At 29.0% G+C, this 19,398-nt stretch carries 22 protein-coding genes; 13 read left to right on the plus strand and 9 right to left on the minus strand.

What is annotated here, in order from left to right; genetic code table 11:
• Positions 1-50: 50 nt before the first annotated feature.
• The gene (locus FDT66_RS06235) at positions 51-512 is read left to right on the plus strand and encodes an RNA methyltransferase (RefSeq protein WP_138535308.1); all 462 of its coding nucleotides are present in this window, start codon (positions 51-53) and stop codon (positions 510-512) included.
• A 173-nt stretch (positions 513-685) separates the two neighbouring features.
• Here FDT66_RS06235 and FDT66_RS06240 read toward each other — a convergent pair whose 3' ends face one another.
• Positions 686-892 (minus strand): hypothetical protein, encoded by a 207-nt coding sequence (locus FDT66_RS06240; RefSeq protein WP_138535309.1) that lies wholly within the window; start codon positions 890-892, stop codon positions 686-688.
• 105 nt (positions 893-997) lie between these two features.
• On the opposite strand from FDT66_RS06240, the gene FDT66_RS06245 reads away from it, so the two are divergent.
• A complete protein-coding gene (locus FDT66_RS06245; RefSeq protein WP_138535310.1) occupies positions 998-1,303 on the plus strand; it encodes a Sec-independent protein translocase subunit TatA/TatB in 306 nt (101 codons plus the stop codon).
• Positions 1,304-1,308: 5 nt separating this feature from the next.
• On the opposite strand, the gene FDT66_RS06250 is transcribed toward FDT66_RS06245, so the two are convergent.
• From FDT66_RS06250 to FDT66_RS06265, 4 genes are all read right to left on the minus strand, one after another.
• Positions 1,309-1,950, minus strand: a complete 642-nt coding sequence (locus FDT66_RS06250) for an O-methyltransferase (protein WP_138535311.1) — start codon at positions 1,948-1,950, stop codon at positions 1,309-1,311.
• 147 nt (positions 1,951-2,097) lie between these two features.
• The gene (locus FDT66_RS06255) at positions 2,098-2,361 is read right to left on the minus strand and encodes a hypothetical protein (RefSeq protein ID WP_138535312.1); all 264 of its coding nucleotides are present in this window, start codon (positions 2,359-2,361) and stop codon (positions 2,098-2,100) included.
• 3 nt (positions 2,362-2,364) lie between these two features.
• A complete protein-coding gene (locus tag FDT66_RS06260) occupies positions 2,365-2,931 on the minus strand; it encodes a sigma-70 family RNA polymerase sigma factor (RefSeq protein ID WP_138535313.1) in 567 nt (188 codons plus the stop codon).
• Positions 2,932-2,958: 27 nt separating this feature from the next.
• Complete coding sequence (locus tag FDT66_RS06265; RefSeq protein ID WP_138535314.1) at positions 2,959-3,438, minus strand: nuclear transport factor 2 family protein; 480 nt, start codon at positions 3,436-3,438, stop codon at positions 2,959-2,961.
• A gap of 138 nt (positions 3,439-3,576) precedes the next feature.
• On the opposite strand from FDT66_RS06265, the gene panB reads away from it, so the two are divergent.
• The 7 genes from panB (at position 3,577) to FDT66_RS06300 (ending at position 7,848) form a co-directional block, all read left to right on the plus strand.
• Entirely contained in the window at positions 3,577-4,395 is an 819-nt protein-coding gene (gene panB, locus FDT66_RS06270; protein ID WP_138535315.1) for a 3-methyl-2-oxobutanoate hydroxymethyltransferase, read from the plus strand.
• A 256-nt stretch (positions 4,396-4,651) separates the two neighbouring features.
• The gene (locus FDT66_RS06275; RefSeq protein ID WP_138535316.1) at positions 4,652-5,005 is read left to right on the plus strand and encodes a four helix bundle protein; all 354 of its coding nucleotides are present in this window, start codon (positions 4,652-4,654) and stop codon (positions 5,003-5,005) included.
• Positions 5,006-5,030: 25 nt separating this feature from the next.
• Positions 5,031-6,011, plus strand: coding sequence for a 2-hydroxyacid dehydrogenase (locus tag FDT66_RS06280; protein WP_138535317.1), 981 nt, complete (start codon positions 5,031-5,033; stop codon positions 6,009-6,011).
• 23 nt (positions 6,012-6,034) lie between these two features.
• Positions 6,035-6,493 carry a DUF1801 domain-containing protein gene (locus tag FDT66_RS06285; RefSeq protein ID WP_138535318.1) on the plus strand — a complete coding sequence of 153 codons (459 nt, stop codon included), beginning with the start codon at positions 6,035-6,037 and terminating at the stop codon, positions 6,491-6,493.
• Positions 6,494-6,587: 94 nt separating this feature from the next.
• Complete coding sequence (locus FDT66_RS06290; protein WP_138535319.1) at positions 6,588-6,974, plus strand: VOC family protein; 387 nt, start codon at positions 6,588-6,590, stop codon at positions 6,972-6,974.
• A gap of 26 nt (positions 6,975-7,000) precedes the next feature.
• Complete coding sequence (locus FDT66_RS06295; protein WP_138535320.1) at positions 7,001-7,438, plus strand: hypothetical protein; 438 nt, start codon at positions 7,001-7,003, stop codon at positions 7,436-7,438.
• Positions 7,439-7,449: 11 nt separating this feature from the next.
• Positions 7,450-7,848, plus strand: coding sequence for a DoxX family membrane protein (locus FDT66_RS06300; RefSeq protein ID WP_138535321.1), 399 nt, complete (start codon positions 7,450-7,452; stop codon positions 7,846-7,848).
• Between the two features lie 143 nt (positions 7,849-7,991).
• On the opposite strand, the gene FDT66_RS06305 is transcribed toward FDT66_RS06300, so the two are convergent.
• From FDT66_RS06305 to FDT66_RS06320, 4 genes are all read right to left on the minus strand, one after another.
• Entirely contained in the window at positions 7,992-8,849 is an 858-nt protein-coding gene (locus tag FDT66_RS06305; RefSeq protein WP_138535322.1) for a class I SAM-dependent methyltransferase, read from the minus strand.
• Between the two features lie 145 nt (positions 8,850-8,994).
• Positions 8,995-10,872: a tRNA uridine-5-carboxymethylaminomethyl(34) synthesis enzyme MnmG gene (mnmG, locus tag FDT66_RS06310; protein ID WP_138535323.1), complete on the minus strand. Its 1,878-nt coding sequence runs from the start codon at positions 10,870-10,872 to the stop codon at positions 8,995-8,997.
• Positions 10,873-10,918: 46 nt separating this feature from the next.
• Positions 10,919-11,332 (minus strand): rRNA maturation RNase YbeY, encoded by a 414-nt coding sequence (gene ybeY / locus FDT66_RS06315; protein ID WP_138535324.1) that lies wholly within the window; start codon positions 11,330-11,332, stop codon positions 10,919-10,921.
• Positions 11,329-14,778, minus strand: a complete 3,450-nt coding sequence (locus tag FDT66_RS06320; protein WP_138535325.1) for a DUF4175 family protein — start codon at positions 14,776-14,778, stop codon at positions 11,329-11,331. The genes ybeY and FDT66_RS06320 overlap by 4 nt, the downstream gene beginning before the upstream one ends.
• A gap of 110 nt (positions 14,779-14,888) precedes the next feature.
• Here FDT66_RS06320 and FDT66_RS06325 point away from each other — a divergent pair, with 110 nt between their 5' ends.
• The 4 genes from FDT66_RS06325 to FDT66_RS06340 all read left to right on the plus strand — a co-directional run bounded on the left by FDT66_RS06325 (position 14,889) and on the right by FDT66_RS06340 (position 19,390).
• Positions 14,889-15,722, plus strand: coding sequence for a hypothetical protein (locus FDT66_RS06325; protein ID WP_138535326.1), 834 nt, complete (start codon positions 14,889-14,891; stop codon positions 15,720-15,722).
• Between the two features lie 162 nt (positions 15,723-15,884).
• Positions 15,885-17,417 carry a glutamate--tRNA ligase gene (gltX, locus tag FDT66_RS06330; RefSeq protein WP_138535327.1) on the plus strand — a complete coding sequence of 511 codons (1,533 nt, stop codon included), beginning with the start codon at positions 15,885-15,887 and terminating at the stop codon, positions 17,415-17,417.
• A gap of 150 nt (positions 17,418-17,567) precedes the next feature.
• Positions 17,568-18,491: an SPFH domain-containing protein gene (locus FDT66_RS06335; RefSeq protein ID WP_138535328.1), complete on the plus strand. Its 924-nt coding sequence runs from the start codon at positions 17,568-17,570 to the stop codon at positions 18,489-18,491.
• Between the two features lie 20 nt (positions 18,492-18,511).
• The gene (locus FDT66_RS06340; protein ID WP_138535329.1) at positions 18,512-19,390 is read left to right on the plus strand and encodes a LytTR family transcriptional regulator DNA-binding domain-containing protein; all 879 of its coding nucleotides are present in this window, start codon (positions 18,512-18,514) and stop codon (positions 19,388-19,390) included.
• Positions 19,391-19,398: the final 8 nt, after the last annotated feature.

Genomic DNA, 19,398 nt, shown 5'->3' on the forward strand with positions numbered 1-19,398 from the left:
TGAAACATTGATAAATTGAACGAAATTAAGCGAATGTTGATTAAGAAATAATGGTAAATAACTTAGAACAAGGTTTTTTTGGTATTGGAATTCAAAATGGAAAAACACCCGAAAATTTAGGTGTTTTATGGCGTTCTGCTCAAAACATGGGCGCAAGTTTTATATTTACAATTGGCAATAGATATGCAAAACAAGCTTGTGATACACATAAAGCTGTTGGTGCTATGCCTTATTTTCATTACAAAACGTTTGAAGATTTTTTTGAAAACTTACCAAAAGGATCACAATTGGTAGGTGTAGAGCTGCATGAAAAATCAACACAATTAGAAACCTTTGTACACCCAAAACGTTGTGTGTATTTGTTAGGTGCAGAAGATCATGGTTTGCCTAAAATTGCTATTGAAAAATCGCATCATTTAGTTAAATTTAAATCGGAATTAAGTTTAAACGTTTCAGTAGCTGGTAGTATTGTAATGTATGATAGACAAGCAAAACTTCACTTTAAAAATTAGTATTTAAGGCTTAATTTTTTTTAATCACTATACGTTTTTATTTTTTCTTACTTTTTTAAAAACTTTGTATAAAATATATACTAAAAAAGCTAAAATTAAAATTTGTAAGGTTTGCCAAACAAATGCTCTAAAACTAAAATCAGAAATTACTTCTTCCATGTTATTGTTTGTTATTAAATGGTTTTAATATCATTTTTATTTGAGTAAAAATTAATAATACAAGCCAAAGCGCCTACAAATGGCACAAATAGTATAAAAGCTCCCCAAATTAAAAAACGCATATTGCTTTTTTGTTTGGCTGCTAAAACCAATGCAAAAACTACTAAAATAAGTAGTAAAGCTAAAAATATTGTAATCTGAAAAGCGGAAATCATTAACATTGGTATTGTTTTTAGTAAAGGTACAAATTGTAATTAAAAATAGAAATTTACGTTAATCAATATTAGAAAAAGCAATTTATTAAAATATCTCATTATCTTTGTGGTATGAATATAGTATTCTTATTTATTAGTGGTCCTGAAATTATGGTGATTATGTTAATTGTAGTCATGGTTTTTGGTGCAGATAAAATTCCTGAAATTGCCAGAGGTTTAGGTAAAGGAATGCGTCAGGTTAAAGATGCTACAAATGATATTAAAAGAGAAATTAAAGATAGCTCTGATATTCAGAAAGCAGAAACTGAGTCTATTAAAAAAACCGCTGAAGACTCTACAAAAGGCATAAGTGAAGAGTTTAAAAGTGTACAAAAAGATATAGAGGATTTTACTGGTCCAATTAAAAGACAATTTTAAAGTTTTTACTTTACTCTACTCATTGTTAATCCATCTCTAATAGGTAGTAAAACAGTTTCAATTCTAGCATCTTCATTTAATATGCTATTATATTCTAAAAGTACCTTAGTATCTAAATCTTTAGGGTCTAAATCTTCTACAACTTTTCCACTCCAAAGTACATTGTCAGACAAAATAATTCCTCCAGAATTCATTTTATTAATAATTAAATTAAAGTAATTGATGTAGTTTGATTTATCAGCATCAATAAAAACCAAATCAAATTTCTCATCAATTGTTGGTATAATTTCTAAGGCATTTCCTACAAACTGTTTTATTTGATTTTTGTATCCTGATTTTTCAAAATATTTATTTTGAAGCGTTTCTAACTCTTCATTTTTGTCAATCGTAAAAATGGTGCCATTTTTAGCTAAACCTTCTGCTAAACAAAGTGCAGAATACCCTGTATATGTACCTATTTCAAGAATATTTCTTGGCGTTGTTAATTTTGAAATCATAGACAAAACTCTGCCCTGAAAAGCACCACTTAACATTCTTGGGTTCAGTACTTTTTGCCAAGTTTCTCTACTTAATTCTTGTAAAATTTGTGGTTCTTTTTGAGAGTGCTCAACTACGTAATTGTCAATATTATCGGGTAAAAAATGCATTTTCTATGTCTGGTCGAGCGCAGTCGAGACCTATTAAAATCCATAAAATAAATACCTCTCGACTGCGCTCGAGAGGACATTTCAAAAGTACAAAAAAACGGAACTTATTATAATAAGTTCCGTTTTTATATCTTTTAAAAGTGTTTACTAAATACTAGTTTCTTCTAACGCTTTTTTTAATTTTTCTTTGTCTTGTGTTGTCATACAATGTGTTACTTGCTTGCAGGTTTTAGAGTGTCCTTTATAAATTTTTGTCATTTTTATATTTTGTTTCGTATATAATGAACAAATTCTACATCTTATAAAATGAATGTTTAACTTTAAAAGCTCTAAAGTTGTGGCTTCTCCATACTGGTTTTTATCGCAGATGGTAGTTGCTTCGTCGCAAGTTATTTTTAATTTTTTAAACATTTTTTAATTATTAAACCAGTTATCTTCCATACATTTTCTAAGCTGTGTTCTAGCCCTATGAATGATAACCCATAAATTTGACGCAGTAATATCCAACTCCTTACATATTTCTTCCGTTTCAAACTCTTGTATTGTTTTGAGTCGAAACACCATTGCATATTTTTCTGGTAAATTATCTATACAAATTTCTAATTGATTTCTAAGTTCTTCTGTTTCAATACTTTTTTCTGAAGCATTGTCCCAACTTTGTGGTACTCTTTCTTCCAACCAATCTCCTTCATTTTCTCCACTTTCATAAAAATTCATTCTAACTTCGGCTTTCCCTTTTTTAGAGTTAATTTTACGATAATAATCTATAATTTTTCTTTTTAAAATAGAAACTAACCACGTTCTTTCGGTAGATTTTCCTTGGAAGTTTTTAGCAGATTTTAATCCCGCAAAAAAAGTTTCTTGTACCAAATCTTTTGCCAAATTACTATCATTTACGCGAGAAATTGCATAATTGAACAGATAGTCTGCATAATTATCTATCCATTTATTGGTATTAATTGTGTTTTGTTGGTCAGCCATTTATAAAATAAAGCACCAAATATACTGCTATTTTTTTTCTTTTAATGCATCGCAATTTTCTCTTCTTCTCATATCCACCAAATAAATTATTTGCCAAGTTCCATTATTGTTAAAAAGTTGAAAAGAGTTTGCTCCACAATGGCTAAATTTTCCGTTGAAATAAAATTCGTAAGGTGTCCAAACGGAAGCCAAATTACCATCAATTTTAACATCTATAGAGGTTAATTTTTCTAGATAAATATGTTCAGGGTTTTTATTGGCAACTCCTGTAAGTAATTTTTCTACACTATCTGTCTTTAATATTTTAGTTCCGTTTTTATCAATTGAGGTCGTTTGAATTTTTATTTCTTTATGCAACGTAGATTTCATAAGAGTACTATCACCTTTATGTAAGCCTTCAAAAAAAGTATCAATAACGCTTTTTATGGCAATTTCATCTTTATTTTCTTGTCCGTAAATAGCCACAGAAAAACTAATACTAAATATAAATATAACAACACGAAACATAATTTACTGGTTTTTAAAAAGCTAAAGCTACTAAATTAATTTTATAGTTGTTTAAAACAACTCATTTTTAGAAAATTGAAAAAATGTAGAACATCAATTGCTTTTTCTTACTTTTACCACAACAAAAAACTATAAAATATGTCTGCAGCTAAAAAAGAATATAAACGCGTTACCGTAAAATCGTTGGTAGATATGAAAGCAAATGGAGAAAAAATATCTATGCTAACTGCTTACGATTATACCATGGCAAAAATTTTAGATAGCGCAGGAATTGATGTTTTATTAGTAGGCGATTCTGCTTCTAATGTAATGGCTGGTCATGAAACTACCTTACCAATTACATTAGATCAAATGATTTATCATGCAAGTTCTGTAGTAAGAGCAATTGAGCGTTGTTTGGTGGTAGTAGATTTGCCTTTTGGTAGTTACCAATCAGACCCAAAAGAAGCTTTGCGTTCTGCGATTCGAATTATGAAAGAATCTGGTGGACATTCTATAAAATTAGAAGGTGGTAAAGAGGTAAAAGAATCTATAAAACGTATTTTAAATGCAGGAATTCCTGTAATGGGGCATTTAGGTTTAACACCGCAATCTATTTACAAGTTTGGAACATATACAGTTAGAGCAAAAGAAGAAGAAGAGGCAGAAAAACTAATGGAAGATGCTTTAATGCTTGAAAGAATTGGTTGTTTTGCCATTGTTTTAGAGAAAGTGCCTGCAAAACTAGCGAAGCAAGTTGCTGATGCAATTTCGATTCCAGTTATTGGAATTGGCGCTGGAAATGGAGTTGATGGTCAGGTTTTGGTAACTCATGATATGATTGGAATGACACATGAATTTCATCCACGTTTTTTACGTAGATATTTAGATTTGTATAAAGACATGACTGGTGCTTTTGAAAGCTATATTACAGACGTTAAAAGTGGCGATTTCCCGAATAAAAAAGAGCAGTACTAAAATAAATTATTAGATTATTGGATAGTTAGAATGTTAGAAAATATTTATTTTACAGTATTTTATATTTTATTAATTCCTTTAATTAGAATATTTTTTGATTTTATCTCTAAGAAAATAAAAAGTAAAAGAAATATGGACATTCCTTTATCAAACTTTTTTTATAAGTTTTTTAGATTTTACACATATTACCTTTTTCCAATAATGGCTTTTGTTTTAATTATTAATAAATGGATAAATTAATCTAAAATACCAAACCGTGCATCGCTATAAAGATTTAAAATTTTGGCAATTAAGTAGAAGTTTTTGTAAAGATATTTATCATATTTCAAATAGTTTTCCTTCAGATGAAAAATTTGGTTTAGTTTCTCAATTAAGAAGAGCATCAGTATCAATACCTTCAAATATTGCAGAAGGAGCATCAAGAAAATCTAACAAGGACTTCGCAAGGTTTTTAACTATAGCTTTAGGTTCTTGCTATGAAATTGAAACTCAACTTTTACTTTCTTTAGATTTAAATTTTATTGATAAAGAAACGCTTAAAAGCCTTAATAATACATTACAACAAATTATTAAGATGATGTCAAAATTTTCATCCTCTCTAAAAATCTAAACATCCAATAATCTAAAAATCTATTTTGAAAATTCTACATTTAGATACAAATCATCCGCTTTTATTAAATCAATTGACTGATTTAGGTTTTATAAATGATGAAGATTACACATCATCAAAAGAAGAAATTGAAGCTAAAATTCATAATTACGATGGTTTTATTATTAGAAGCAGGTTTTCTATTGATAAAAATTTTCTTGATAAAGCCAAAAATCTAAAATTTATTGGAAGAGTTGGAGCTGGTTTAGAAAATATAGATTGCGCCTATGCAGAATCGAAAAATATCGAATTAATTGCTGCGCCAGAAGGAAACAGAAACGCTGTTGGAGAACATTCTTTAGCCATGTTATTATCACTTTTTAACAAGTTGAATAAGGCCGATAAAGAAGTGAGAAATGGAAAATGGTTACGTGAAGAAAATCGAGGAATTGAACTCAATGGAAAAACTGTTGGTTTAATTGGATATGGAAATATGGGAAAATCGTTCGCAAAAAAACTACGTGGTTTTGATGTAAATGTTCTTTGTTACGATTTAAAACCAAACGTTGGCGACGAAAATTGCATCCAGGTTTCTTTACAAGAACTGCAAGAAAATGCGGATGTTTTAAGTTTACACACACCGCAAACTAACCTTACAAAAAATATGGTGAATGCAAATTTTATCAATAGTTTTAAAAAGAATTTCTGGTTGATAAATACTGCACGTGGAACATCAGTAGTAACTAGTGATTTGGTTTCTGCATTAAAATCAGGTAAAATTTTAGGTGCAGGTTTAGATGTTTTAGAATATGAAAAAACGTCTTTTGAAAACTTATTTAAGAAAGAAAAAGGAGGTTTCGACTGCGCTCAACCTGACAGTGAAAATTATAAAATACCTGAGGCTTTTCATCACTTAATCAACTCACAAAATGTAATTTTATCTCCTCATGTTGCTGGCTGGACCATAGAAAGCAAAGAAAAATTAGCACAAACAATTGTAGATAAAATCAAAGCAAAATTTTGTTAACTTGTTGGCTTAAACTCAAAGTCATGCAATACAAGGCAAATTCTCCAGAAGATTATATCAATCAAGTTCCAGAAGAAAGACAAGAAGCACTTAAGAAATTACGAAAAACCATTAAAGAAAATCTACCTAAAGACTTTCAAGAAGGCATTCAATATGGAATGATTGGGTATTTTGTTCCGCATGAAATTTATCCAAATGGTTACCACTGTAAGCCTGAAGACCCTTTGCCTTTTATGAATATTGCTTCTCAAAAAAACTCCATTAATGTATATCATAGTGGTATTTATACGGTTCCAGAAATTCATGATTGGTTTGTAAATGAATACCCAAAACATAATTCTCGCAAATTAGACATGGGAAAAAGTTGTATCCGATTTAAAAAAGTAGACGATATTCCTTATAATTTAATTGCTGAATTATGTAAAAAATTGACTGTAAAAGAATGGATTGACATTTACGAAACTAATATTAAAAAGAAGTAATATTTTGTCATTTTGAACGAAGTAAAACGAGGTCGAAAAATCTTTAATTTAATGAGGTTTCTCCATAAAATCGAAATGACATAAAATAAAAATTATGAAAAAAAGAGTCACAGGAATTGGCGGATTATTTTTTAAATCAGAAGACCCAACAGCATCCAAAGATTGGTATCAAAAACATTTAGGTTTTAATACAGATGATTATGGATCTACTTTTTGGTGGAAAGATAAAGCAGGGAAAGACGCATCTACTCAATGGAGCCCTTTTGCGAAAGACACGAAATATTTCGAGCCTTCAAAAAAGGAATTTATGTTTAATTATAGGGTTGAAAATTTAGTAGAATTATTAGCCGAATTAAAAAAAGAAGGTGTTACCATTGTCGGAGAAATGGAAACTTATGATTATGGAAAATTTGGATGGATTTTAGATAATGAAGGAAATAAAATAGAGCTTTGGGAACCTATAGATCAAGCTTTTAAATAATTTAAAACATTATAAATCAATTAATTATGTCAAAAAAAGAAGACAACTTACAACCAAAAGAAATTAAAAAAACGGTCACAGAAGAATCTAAAGAAACCTTAGATAATTTAAAAGAAAAAGCAAATGAAATTAAAAACGCCGCTTCAGAAAAAGCGTCTGAACTAAAAGAGGATGCAACCAAAGCTTTTGATGTAGCTAAAGAAAAGATAAACGAAACTTTTTCTGATGAAAATATGGACAAAGTAAAAGAAAAGCTGAATGAGTATTCAGAAGAAGCTAAAGAAAAGGTAAGTGAATTTGCAGAAGATGCTGGAGAGATGTATGAAGATGTTAAGGAAAAAGCATCTGAATTTGCAAGTGAAGCTGCAGAAAATTTAGCAGATTTAGCAGAAGATGCAAAAGAAGAAATTGAAGAAGCAACTAAAAAAACAAAAAGTTTTTTTAAAAGACTATTTGGAAAATAAATATTTAAACCATGAATTTTTTATCAAACTATCCAGCAGAAGTACTAATTCTCTTTTTTTTAATTGTCACGTTTATTCAATCTGGAATTGATAAACTTTTAGATTGGAAAGGAAACGTTGCTTTTATTACAGAACATTTTAAAAACTCTCCGTTAAAAAACAGTGTTCCATTATTACTAGGTATTATTTTAATTATTGAAATTATTGCAGGTATATTAATGGTGATTGGTGTATACCAATTATACACTTCAGAAGCAAAAGAAATTGCTTCTTTCGGAATTGAGCTTTCTGCCATTACTTTAATCTTTTTATTAATAGGACAACGTTTGGCAAAAGATTATGCAGGAGCAATGTCTTTAGCAGTCTATTTTATCATCTCAATATTGGGTGTATATTTATTAAATAGTTAAAATTTATATTAATTATTATTTTAATAAGTATAAACTATTAAAAAACCTCTTAAAAGGCTTATTTTAAGAGGTTTTTTTATTTTTATAATACTTAGAGGTGTTTTATTATGTGAAATTCTTTCTATGAAGTTAAAAAGAGCTTTTTAATAGTTTTTAATTATATAAATTAGAGAAGAATACTCTGAACTAGTTCTTGCATTTAAATTTGAAGCAAAACCTCTATGCAAAGCTAAAAAAGGTTTTAATTTTCCTGTTTTATATTTTTCACTTAATAGTGCTACATAAAAGCTATCAAACTTCATAGGCAGTGTTTCATCAACAATCATTTCTACTTCAGAAAAAAGTTTATGAATAGAAAATTGAGAAAAATGCCAAAGATGTCTAGGAACATCAAAAGCTGCCCAATGTTCTTTATAAAAATTTGCATCGCAACTTTTATAATTTGGAACCGCAACAACAATTCTTCCTTTAGGCTTTAATAAACTTTTAAGTTTTTTAATGGTTGTTTTTAGATTTTCCATATGTTCTAAAACATGCCAAAGTGTAATTACATCAAATTTTTCATTTGTGAAATCAGAAATATTTTCTTTCAAATCTATTCCTTTTTTTAATGCAATATTTCTTGCACTTGGATTTGGTTCTACTCCAAAAACTTTCCAGTTTTTCTTTTTACATGTTTTTAAAAAATCTCCTGTTCCAGCACCAATATCTAAAAGTTGTTTTTCTTCAGTTTCAAAAGAGTTAATTAACGATAATTTTCTTTTTAAAGTATAGCTTTTTACAATTTGATATATTTTATCAATAAAACTTTTTTTACTATCTGTATGAGAAATATAATTATCGCTTTTATAATACGAATCTAAATCTGATGGAACAGGAGATGTAACCAACATTTCGTATTCTTCATTTTTCATAACTTCAAAAAACTCACCTGAAACTGTATGATCTTTACAGTTTAAAAAAGGAACTAAATTTTTATAAAGTTCTTTTTCATTCTCCATATTTGTAATCTTTTTTAATAATGTTCCACGAGGAACAGTTGCAATTTTTTTAAATTTAATTTTTGATTTATTTGGATAAAATAAAATTTAATGAGTGTTTGTTTAAAACTTGTTCCACGAGGAACATTTTAATTTCTTTGCTTTTTTATCTTCCCATATATACCAAAAGAACAGAAATATCACTTGGTGAAACTCCACTTATTCTACTTGCTTGAGAAATAGAAGTTGGTTGTATTTTTGTTAATTTTTCTCTAGCTTCAAAAGATAAAGATTTTACTTTACTATAATTAAAAGTAGCAGGTATTACAACGTTCTCTAACCTGTTTAGTTTATCTGCATTGTTCTTTTCTTTTTCAATATAACCAGCATACTTTAAATGTATTTCAGCTTGTTCAATAATTTCTTTATCGATGTTGTTTTCTTCTAAAAAAACTTTCAGTTTATCAATTACATAAAATTCTGAAAAATCTAATTGTGGTCTTGAAGCAATTTTATACAACTTCATAGATTGATTTATGAGCGCCAAACTTTTTGCTTCCAAAATAGGGTTTATTTCATTTTCGGTTACACTAGTTTTTTGTAAAAAATCAACCAACAAATCTGTTTTTCTTTGTTTTTCTAATACTCGATCTAAACGCTCTTTAGAAGCCAAACCTAGTTCAAAACCAATTGGAGTTAATCGTAAATCAGCGTTATCTTGTCTAAGCAATGTTCGATATTCTGCACGAGAAGTAAACATTCTATATGGCTCTTCAGTACCTTTTGTAATTAAATCGTCAATTAAAACCCCAATATAAGCTTCGTTTCTTTTTAATATAAATGGTTCTTTATTTTGAATTTTTAAAGCAGCATTTACACCCGCCATTAAACCTTGAGCTGCTGCTTCTTCATAACCTGTAGTTCCATTTATTTGTCCTGCAAAAAACAAGTTTTCAATTAACTTGGTTTCCAAAGAATGTTTTAATTGTGTAGGTTGAAAAAAGTCATATTCAATTGCATAACCATATCTTAAAAACTTTACGTTTTCAAAACCTTCTACAGAACGAATTGCTTTGTCCTGAATATCTTCTGGAAGTGAAGTTGAAAAACCATTTACATACATTTCGCAAGTTGTCCAACCTTCTGGTTCTACAAAAATTTGATGCCTATCTTTTGTTGCAAAACGATCTATTTTATCTTCAATAGAAGGACAATATCTTGGTCCTGTAGATTGTATTCTACCATTAAACATTGGTGAACGATCAAAACCTTCTCTAAGAGAATCGTGAACATTTAAATTTGTGTAGGTCAACCAACAAGAACGTTGTTCTGTTAATGGTTTTGATGTTGGTAAATAAGAAAACTTTTCTGTAATTTCATCACCAGGTTGTTCTATCATTTTAGAATAATCTAAAGACCTTCCATCCACTCTTGGAGGAGTTCCTGTTTTCATTCTTCCAGCTTCGAAACCTTTTTTCACCAAGTCTTCTGTAATTCCAGTTGAAGCCCCTTCACCTGCTCTACCTCCACCGAAACTTTTATCGCCAATATGTATTAATCCGTTTAAAAAAGTTCCTGCAGTTATGATAACAGTTTTTGCTTTTATCTCTAGACCTAAAGCTGTTTTTACACCTATAATTTTGTTTTCATCAAATAATAATCCGTTTACAGAATCTTGATAAAAATCTAAATTATCAGTTTGTTCTAACATAGTTCGCCAACATTCAGCAAATTGCATTCTATCAGATTGCGCTCTTGGACTCCACATTGCAGGTCCTTTAGATTTGTTCAACATTTTAAACTGAATCGCAGTTTTGTCTGTAACAATTCCACTATAACCACCTAAAGCATCAATTTCTCTAACAATTTGCCCTTTAGCAATTCCACCCATTGCAGGATTGCAACTCATTTGTGCAATATTCTGCAAATTCATTGTGATTAATAACGTATGTGCGCCCATATTTGCACTTGCTGCTGCTGCTTCACTACCTGCGTGACCACCACCAACTACTATAACATCATAAATTGTTGTAAATAAACTCATATATATTACTGTTCCACGTGAAACTATAATTTTAAATAACTGATTATTAGTTAATTAGGTTTAACAAAGCATTGTTTTCTTGGTTTCTCATCTCTTTTCTTTCAGGTTCTGTTTTATCCTTAAAACCAATGTAATGCAAAATGCCATGTATCATTACTCTGTGTAGTTCATCTTCAAAAGAAACTTTAAAATCGTTTGCATTATCCGCTACTCTTTCTACAGAAATAAAAATATCTCCATTAATTAATTTTCCTAAAGAATTATCGAAACTAATTATATCTGTTAATGTATCGTGTTGTAAAAACTCAACATTTAGTTTGTGTAAATAAGCATCATCACAAAAAATATAATTGATTTCACCAGCTTCACAATTATGATTTTCGATTATAGTTACTATCCAATTTTCTAACGCCTTTTCGTTGAGAATTTTAAAATCAGTTTCGTAATTAAAAGTTATCATTTCTCTTTTTTCTGAGGTTCAGAAAAATATTCTCGAACCTTAATTTTGTAATTTTCTTGCAAAGGTAATGATTGTCTATTTAATATTTCTATTTGATTGTAAAACTGCTTTTTAAAATGCAATGCTTTTACTTTGTTACGTTCACTTTCTTTAAAATTAGCAGTAGATTTTCGTTTCTTATCTTCACCTTGCTCTAATGTTGCAGCATCTAATTTTAGTAATTCATAATTTAAACGTTGCATTCTTTGTAAAGTGCCTGCATTAAAACCTTTTTCTAGTATTTCATTTTCTAATTGCTCCATGGTTTTTAATGCTTTTTTTGCTGCTGCATTACCACCAGGATTACCATTTTCACTTTCTTTTATAGCATTTTGAAGTTCTTGCCTTAGTTTAGATTGTTCTTTGTAAATTTCATACAATTCGCCATCTAAATCGTCATTTTCACCATTACCTTCACCATTCCCTTTTCCATTTTCACCTGATTCACCATCTTTTCCTCCTTTACCATTTTTTCCTGACTTTCCAGCATCTCCAGATTTACCATTTTCTCCTTTACTTCCAGGTTTACCTTTATCGCCAGGTTTCTTTCCTTCTTCACCACCTTTTTGACCTTCTCCTGGTTTCTGTCCAGATTTTTGTCCAGGCTTCTCCCCTTGTTTTTTCATACCTTCTTTCATCTTTTCAGACAATTCTCCTTGCTTTTTAATAATATCAGGTAAACTAAAATCTCCTTTTTTTCCTTTGCCCATTTTCATTGACATGGAGTTTTTCATATTATTTAAAATATTACTTAAATAATCTGCAAGATTATTTGTCGAAGTCATTACGTAACGCTGGTTGGATATTCCATTGTTAAATCTGTTTTCAGAGAAGTTTTCTAAAGATTGCTCCAAATTATAGTGTGCAGTAGATAAATCGTCTTGAATTTGTGTAGATATTTTTGGTAATCGCATAGAAAGTACATACAAACTATCGTCAATATGTTCGAAATACGTTCGAATATCATTTTGCTTTTTTAAATCATTACCATAATCTGGATGACCAACTGAAATATCACTAAATTTATTCATTAAATTTTCTTGTTGGAAAGAAAAGGTTACTAAATTTTCTAAAATTTTTCGCAAATCTTCCATATTCTCTTCAATGGATTCACCTTCCATTGCTTCCATGGCTTTTTGCATTTTTGCACTCATTTCTTTCATCTTATTAGATGAATTTTTCTGGCTTTTTTTAGTTTGATTTTTATCTTGCTTTTTAATATTTTCTTCAGAATTTTTTAACTCTTTATCAATTGCTTCTTTTTCATCTTCCACATCTGGCAATTCCATTGGCTCTTTTAATTTTTCGTTATCCTTAGCCAATTCCTCTAATTCATTTTTTAATTCTTTAAATTCTTCATTAATTTTTTTCTGGTCTTCTAACGTGGCATCTTCTTTATTTGCTAACGTTTCTTGTTTTTTTGCCAATTCTTCTAACTTATTGGCAATTTGCATTGTTTTTTGCTCTACATAAAAACGTTTTGTTAGCTCTAACATACGCTCTAAACTTCGCCTTTGTTGTTTGTTTTGTTGTGCTAATTCTTTGGCTTTTTTTACTAAATCTTCTTTATTTAATTTATCAGCCATTTTTTGAATTTCGTCTAACAGCTTCTGTTGCTTGTCTAATTTTTTGAGTTCTTCAATTCGTTTTTTGAGTTCTTCTTTCTTTTCTTGAAGATTCTCATTTTCTTCCTTTTTCTCGTCTAAATTTTCTTGCAATTCGTCTGTTTGACGTTGCATCATTTTTTTGTAATTTTCTTGACGTTTTATAAAGTTTTCTACTTTCTTTTTATCATTCCAACTTAACTTTTTCTTGTTTTGCAAGTCTTCTTGAATTTTATTCAGCTCCTTCTCTTGTTTTTCTTGTTTTTGTATGGAATTTTCTAAACTATTAATCGTATTTCGCTGTTCTTGTAAAATTTCTTGCTCAATTTCTTGGGTTGTTTTTTGTCGGTAATTAAAAACTTTACTTTTTGCTTTCTTATTTCCGTTTACAGCATCGTTATCAAAAACTTCAAAAAATAATTCGTAGTTGATACCTGGTTTTAAATTTAATCCGTTAGGAAATTGATAGAAAAAAGTTTGAATATTTTCTCTTGAAATTTCCAAATTAAATGTTTGTTGATTTTGAGGATTGATAGCATCGTAATAAACAATTTGTAATTTACTTAAACCATAATCGTCAGATATTTGCCCCGCAAACTGAGCTGTTCCTCGTGAAATACTATCGATATTTGTTTGTACAGAAATTTCTGGAACTTCATCTTTAATAATACCAACAGAAAACTGTAAATTTTCATAATCTTTCAAGTTTTCATTGGAAGATGTTATTTGATAATTGAGTGAATTTCTGATGTATTTCGAAAATTCAAAATTAGAACTTGAAATATTTTTGAATAAATTTCTTTTTTTATTGTTGATAAATGCTACAGAATCCGTTTGAGAAGCTTCTACTTTCCATGTAATTCTGGTGCCTTCTGGTACTATAATATTTCCTGTGTTTTGAATGGTTTCATTTCGCTTTCCAACATATCTTGGATAATTCAACTGCAAAGCAATATTGTTGATTGTTGGTGTATTTATAATTTCAATATTAAAGTTTTGAGACTGTACTCCATTTGCTTCAACGAAAAATTTAATTGGTTTTTGAACGTCAGAAAATGTGTATGAGAAAGTTCCATTTCCATTATTTTGTAAAAAATACTGCTGATTATCGTAAATAATTTTTGCTTCAGAAGGTAATACAGTTCCTACTGTGTTTACAATAATTGTAATTGGTTTTCCTTGAATAACTTGTAGGTTTTCATTTTGTAAAGAAAAAGAAAATGGTGCTGGTGGATTGTATGCTTTTCTATGATTTACAACACGATCTAAACTTTGTGTAAAAATTCCGTTATTACCTGATATTAAGGTAATTAACCAAATTAAAACAGGTACAATTGCATATTTTAAATACTTCGTGTTTTTCTTAAAATCAACTGCTTTTGCAAACGGAATTGGTTGTAATTCTTCCGATTTTTGATTGATACTCGCCAATAACAAATCTGACTGATTTGAGCTTTCTTTCAATTGTAAAACATTCAGTAATTTGTCGTTAACTTCTGGAAAATGTGCACCAATAATTTTTGATGATTCTTCCAAAGAAATTCCCTTACGTAAACCTAACAGTTTAAAAATAGGAATGACTATAAAACGAATGAGTAGAAAAAGTTCAACCAAAATAAAAACCCAAAAAAGGAAAGTTCTTGCAGTTGGTTTTAGCCATAAAAAATACTCTATAAAAAGAGTAAAAATTAGGTATAAGAACCCTAAAGAAAGAAATAAAATACTTCCTTTTATCAGTTCATTTACGTAGTATTTTTTCGTAAATTGATGTAGTTTTTTCTCAATTGTTTTAAATGCGCTCATAATCAACTAATAAAAATACTATTTTTACGTGAAATTGAATCCAAATATTTGTTAAATGAATTTGTAAGCATTTAAAAATGATACCCACTAATTCAAAATAAAATAAAATTATGAAAAAAATAAGCACAATTTTACTACTTCTTTTAACAACATCTATTTTTTCGCAAAGTCCATGGACAAAAGAAAAAGGTGATTTATTTATTAACTTTTCTTATACCACAATTTCAGATTATAATGAGCTTTTTGGAGACCCAGATTACAATACAGAAAGAAATATTACTGATAGAACTTACCAAATTTATGGAGAGTATGGCTTTACAAATAAAACTTCTTTAGTTTTTAGTGTTCCTTTAAAATCTATAAAAACAGGAGAAGCTTCTAATTTATTAACAGGTTTTGCAAATACACAATCTGGAACTGAAACTACTTTTGGAAACATTCAATTGGGTTTAAAACATCAATTTTATAACAATGGTTGGGTTTTAACTGGACAGTTATTATCAGAAATAAATACAAGTTCTTATGATGATGCTACAGGAATTAGAACTGGCTATGATGCTTTTACTTTTACACCTCAATTTTTAGCTGGAAAAAGTTTCGGAAAAACATTTTTACAAACACATATTGGAGCAGATTTAAGAACGAACAATTACAGTTCTAACTTTAAAATTGGAGGTGAATTTGGAGGAAAAATCACTCAGAATATTTGGTTAATTGGTTATATAGATGTTGTAAAATCTTTCGAAAATGGAGATGTTAACATACCTACAAACAACATGTTAACAGGTTTATATGTAAACGATCAAGAATATGGTGCTTATGGTTTAAAAGGAATTTTACAATTATGTGATTTAGGATTAACAGTTGGTTTTGGAAATGCATTTTTTGGAAATAATGTAGCAAAACAAACAGCGTTTTCTATTGGTATTTTTAATACTTTTTAAATTTTAGTTTTAAAATAAAAATTTAATCAAGCCTCAAATAATTTAAAATTATTTGAGGCTTTTTTAGGTAATTAACTTTTTCAAATTATAAAATTATCTCTTTTCTAACTTCACTCCTCTTCCAATAAAAAACTATCTTTGCGCCATCAAAAAAATAGAAAAATGGAATCTAATGTTCGTGTTCGTTTTGCCCCAAGTCCTACAGGACCTCTACACATTGGTGGTGTAAGAACAGCTTTATACAATTATTTATTCGCTAAAAAACATAATGGAACTTTTGTGTTAAGAATAGAAGACACAGACCAAACTCGTTATGTTGCAAATGCAGAACAATATATAATCGACTCTTTAAATTGGTCCAATATTCCTTTTGATGAAGGTCCAGGAAAAAACGAAAAATTTGGTCCATACAGGCAATCTGAACGAAAAGATTTATATAAAAAATATGCAGATATTTTAATAAATTCTGGTTGGGCATATTATGCTTTTGATACTGCTGAAGCATTAGATTTAGAAAGAAAAAACCACGAATCTGAAGGAAAAACCTTTATTTACAACTGGCATAATCGTTCAAAAGGACGTTTGGTAAACTCACTAGTTTTAACTGATGAAGAAGTACAAAACCGAATTGAAAATGGTGATAAATACGTAGTTCGTTTCAAATCTCCACGAGATGAAACACTTGTAATGAATGATGAAATTCGTGGAGAAATTAAAATAGACACAAATATTTTAGACGATAAAATTTTGTTTAAATCTGATGGAATGCCAACTTATCATTTAGCAAATATTGTAGACGATCATTTAATGGAAATTAGCCATGTAATTCGTGGTGAAGAATGGTTACCATCTATGGCTTTACATGTTTTACTATACAAAGCTTTTGGTTGGGAAGCTCCAAAATTTGCGCACTTACCATTAATTTTAAAACCAATTGGAAAAGGAAAATTAAGCAAAAGAGATGGCGATAAATTAGGTTTCCCTGTGTTTCCACTGGCGTATACAAATGAAGAAACTGGAGAAGTTTCTAGAGGATACAAAGAAGATGGTTATTTCGCAGACGCTTTTATAAATATGTTAGCGTTTTTAGGTTGGAATCCTGGTACAGAACAAGAATTATTTTCTTTACAAGATTTAGTGCAAGAGTTTGATTTAAAACGTGTTAGTAAATCTGGATCTAAATTTAGTCCAGATAAAACAAATTGGTTTAACCAACAGTATATGCAACTAAAATCTGATGCAGAATTAGCTGAATTATACCTTCCTATTTTACAATCAAAGCAAAATATAATTTCAAGCAAAATCGACAAATCTTATGTTCAAAAAGTGGTGTCTTTAATAAAAGAAAGAGCTGTTTTTGTGAACGACTTTTGGGAATTATCAAATTTCTTTTTTGAAGCTCCTACTGAATATGATGCAAAAGCATCTAAAAAGAACTGGAAAGAAGGAACTGCTGAATTAATGCAAGAATTAATTTCAGAAATTGAAAAAATACAAGATTTTTCATCAGAAAATACTGAAAAAGTAATTAAAAATTGGATTACTAATAAAGAAATTGGTTTTGGTAAAGTAATGCAACCTTTGCGTTTGTCTTTAGTTGGTAAATTAGCAGGACCTCATTTATTTGATATTATGGAAATGATTGGCAAACAAGAAACTATTAAAAGAATTGAAAACGCGATTGATAAATTGTAATATTTTCAACCTTATTTTATAAACCTCTCATTTATTTGAGAGGTTTTTTTGTTTTAAAATGTAACTTTTTTTAAAAAAAGGGTCTAATAATTAGAAAATGATTTTACTATATTTACAACTAACTGATTACTAACTCTCAAAAAAACTACTATGCCACCTATTTTACCTATTATTCTTGTTATTGGAGTACTTATTCTTTTCGCTTCTTTTTTTATGGTAAAGCAACAAACAGCTGCTATCATTGAACGTTTTGGAAAATTTAATGCGATTAGACACTCAGGTCTTAAGCTCAAAATACCTTTTGTAGACAGAGTTGCAGGAAGATTGTCATTAAAAATTCAACAATTAGATGTTATTGTTGAAACAAAAACATTGGACGATGTTTTTGTAAAATTAAAAGTTTCTGTACAATACAAAGTAATTACAGAAAAGGTGTATGATGCTTTTTATAAATTAGATTATCCTCATGAACAAATAACATCTTACGTATTTGATGTAGTTAGAGCAGAAGTTCCGAAAATGAAATTAGATGACGTTTTTGTTAAAAAAGACGACATTGCCATTGCTGTAAAAACAGAATTAAACGATGCTATGTTAGATTATGGTTTTGATATTATTAGAACCTTAGTAACTGATATAGATCCAGATCCGCAAGTAAAAATAGCAATGAACAGAATTAATGCTGCAGATAGAGAAAAAACGGCTGCACAATATGAAGGTGATGCACAACGTATTTTAATCGTTGAAAAAGCAAAAGCTGAAGCAGAAAGTAAGCGTTTACAAGGACAAGGTATTGCAGATCAAAGACGTGAAATTGCACGCGGATTAGAAGAATCTGTAGATGTTTTAAACAGAGTTGGTATTAATTCACAAGAAGCCTCTGCATTAATTGTTGTAACACAACATTATGACACTTTACAAGCAATTGGAAGCGAAACCAATACAAATTTAATTTTATTACCAAATTCACCACAAGCTGGTAGTCAAATGCTAAATGATATGGTTGCAAGTTTTACTGCAAGTAACCAAATTGGAGAAGCAATGAAAAACCAAAAGCCAAAAGATAAAAATTAAGACTATAAAATATTTATAAAATGTCTTTACTAAAGTCCCTTAAAAATTGGCTTTCAAAACCTTATTATTTTAACCCATCTACAAAATTTAAATTAAAAATAAGTTTGTATCATGGGTTATTTATTTTCTTTTTCCTATACATTTTTAAACCTTTTTACTTATCTCAAATTGAAGTTATTTTTTTAGAATATACCATAGGTATTGGTATAATTACATTTTTAGGTACTTTTATTATGCTGTATATTCCAGCATTATTATTTAAAAATTACTTTAATGAAGATAATTGGACTGTTGGTAGAAATCTTTTTTTAATGATTGCAGGAATCACTATTGTTGGCTCATTCTTATGGTACTTTGGGGAAATATATAAAGAACCATATAACTTGAAAAAGCTAGCGTATTTAGAGTTTATTTCTTACACTTTCTTGGTAAGTTTATTTCCTCTTTCTTTCTTTATTTTCATAAACGAAAAAAATGTGAGAGAAAAGCGTGAGAAAAAAGTAATCGAGTTTAAAAATAAGAGAGAAAATATAAAAGTAAACGAGCTTGAAAAGGAAGTTATAATTTACTCTGACAATTCCAAAGAACATATAAGTTTTCATATTGACAAATTAATATATATCACTTCTCAAGGAAATTATGCCAGTTTTTTTATTCAAAAAGAAAATGGCGATTTAAAGGAGAAAATTTTACGCGCAACATTAACTAGAATTGAAAAAGACTTAAAAAAGTTTGATACCATTATTCGTTGCCATAAAAGTTATATTATAAATACTTCTTTTGTTAATGATATATCTGGAAACGCAAGAGGATATTTATTAAAGTCTGAAAGCATCCCATTTCAAGTTCCAGTTTCTAGAAGTTTTAGTAAACAATCTTTACATAGTTTGTTAAAATAAACCTTCCT

This window comes from Polaribacter aestuariivivens (genome assembly GCF_005885675.1).
Classification (GTDB): Bacteria; Bacteroidota; Bacteroidia; order Flavobacteriales; family Flavobacteriaceae; genus Polaribacter; species Polaribacter aestuariivivens.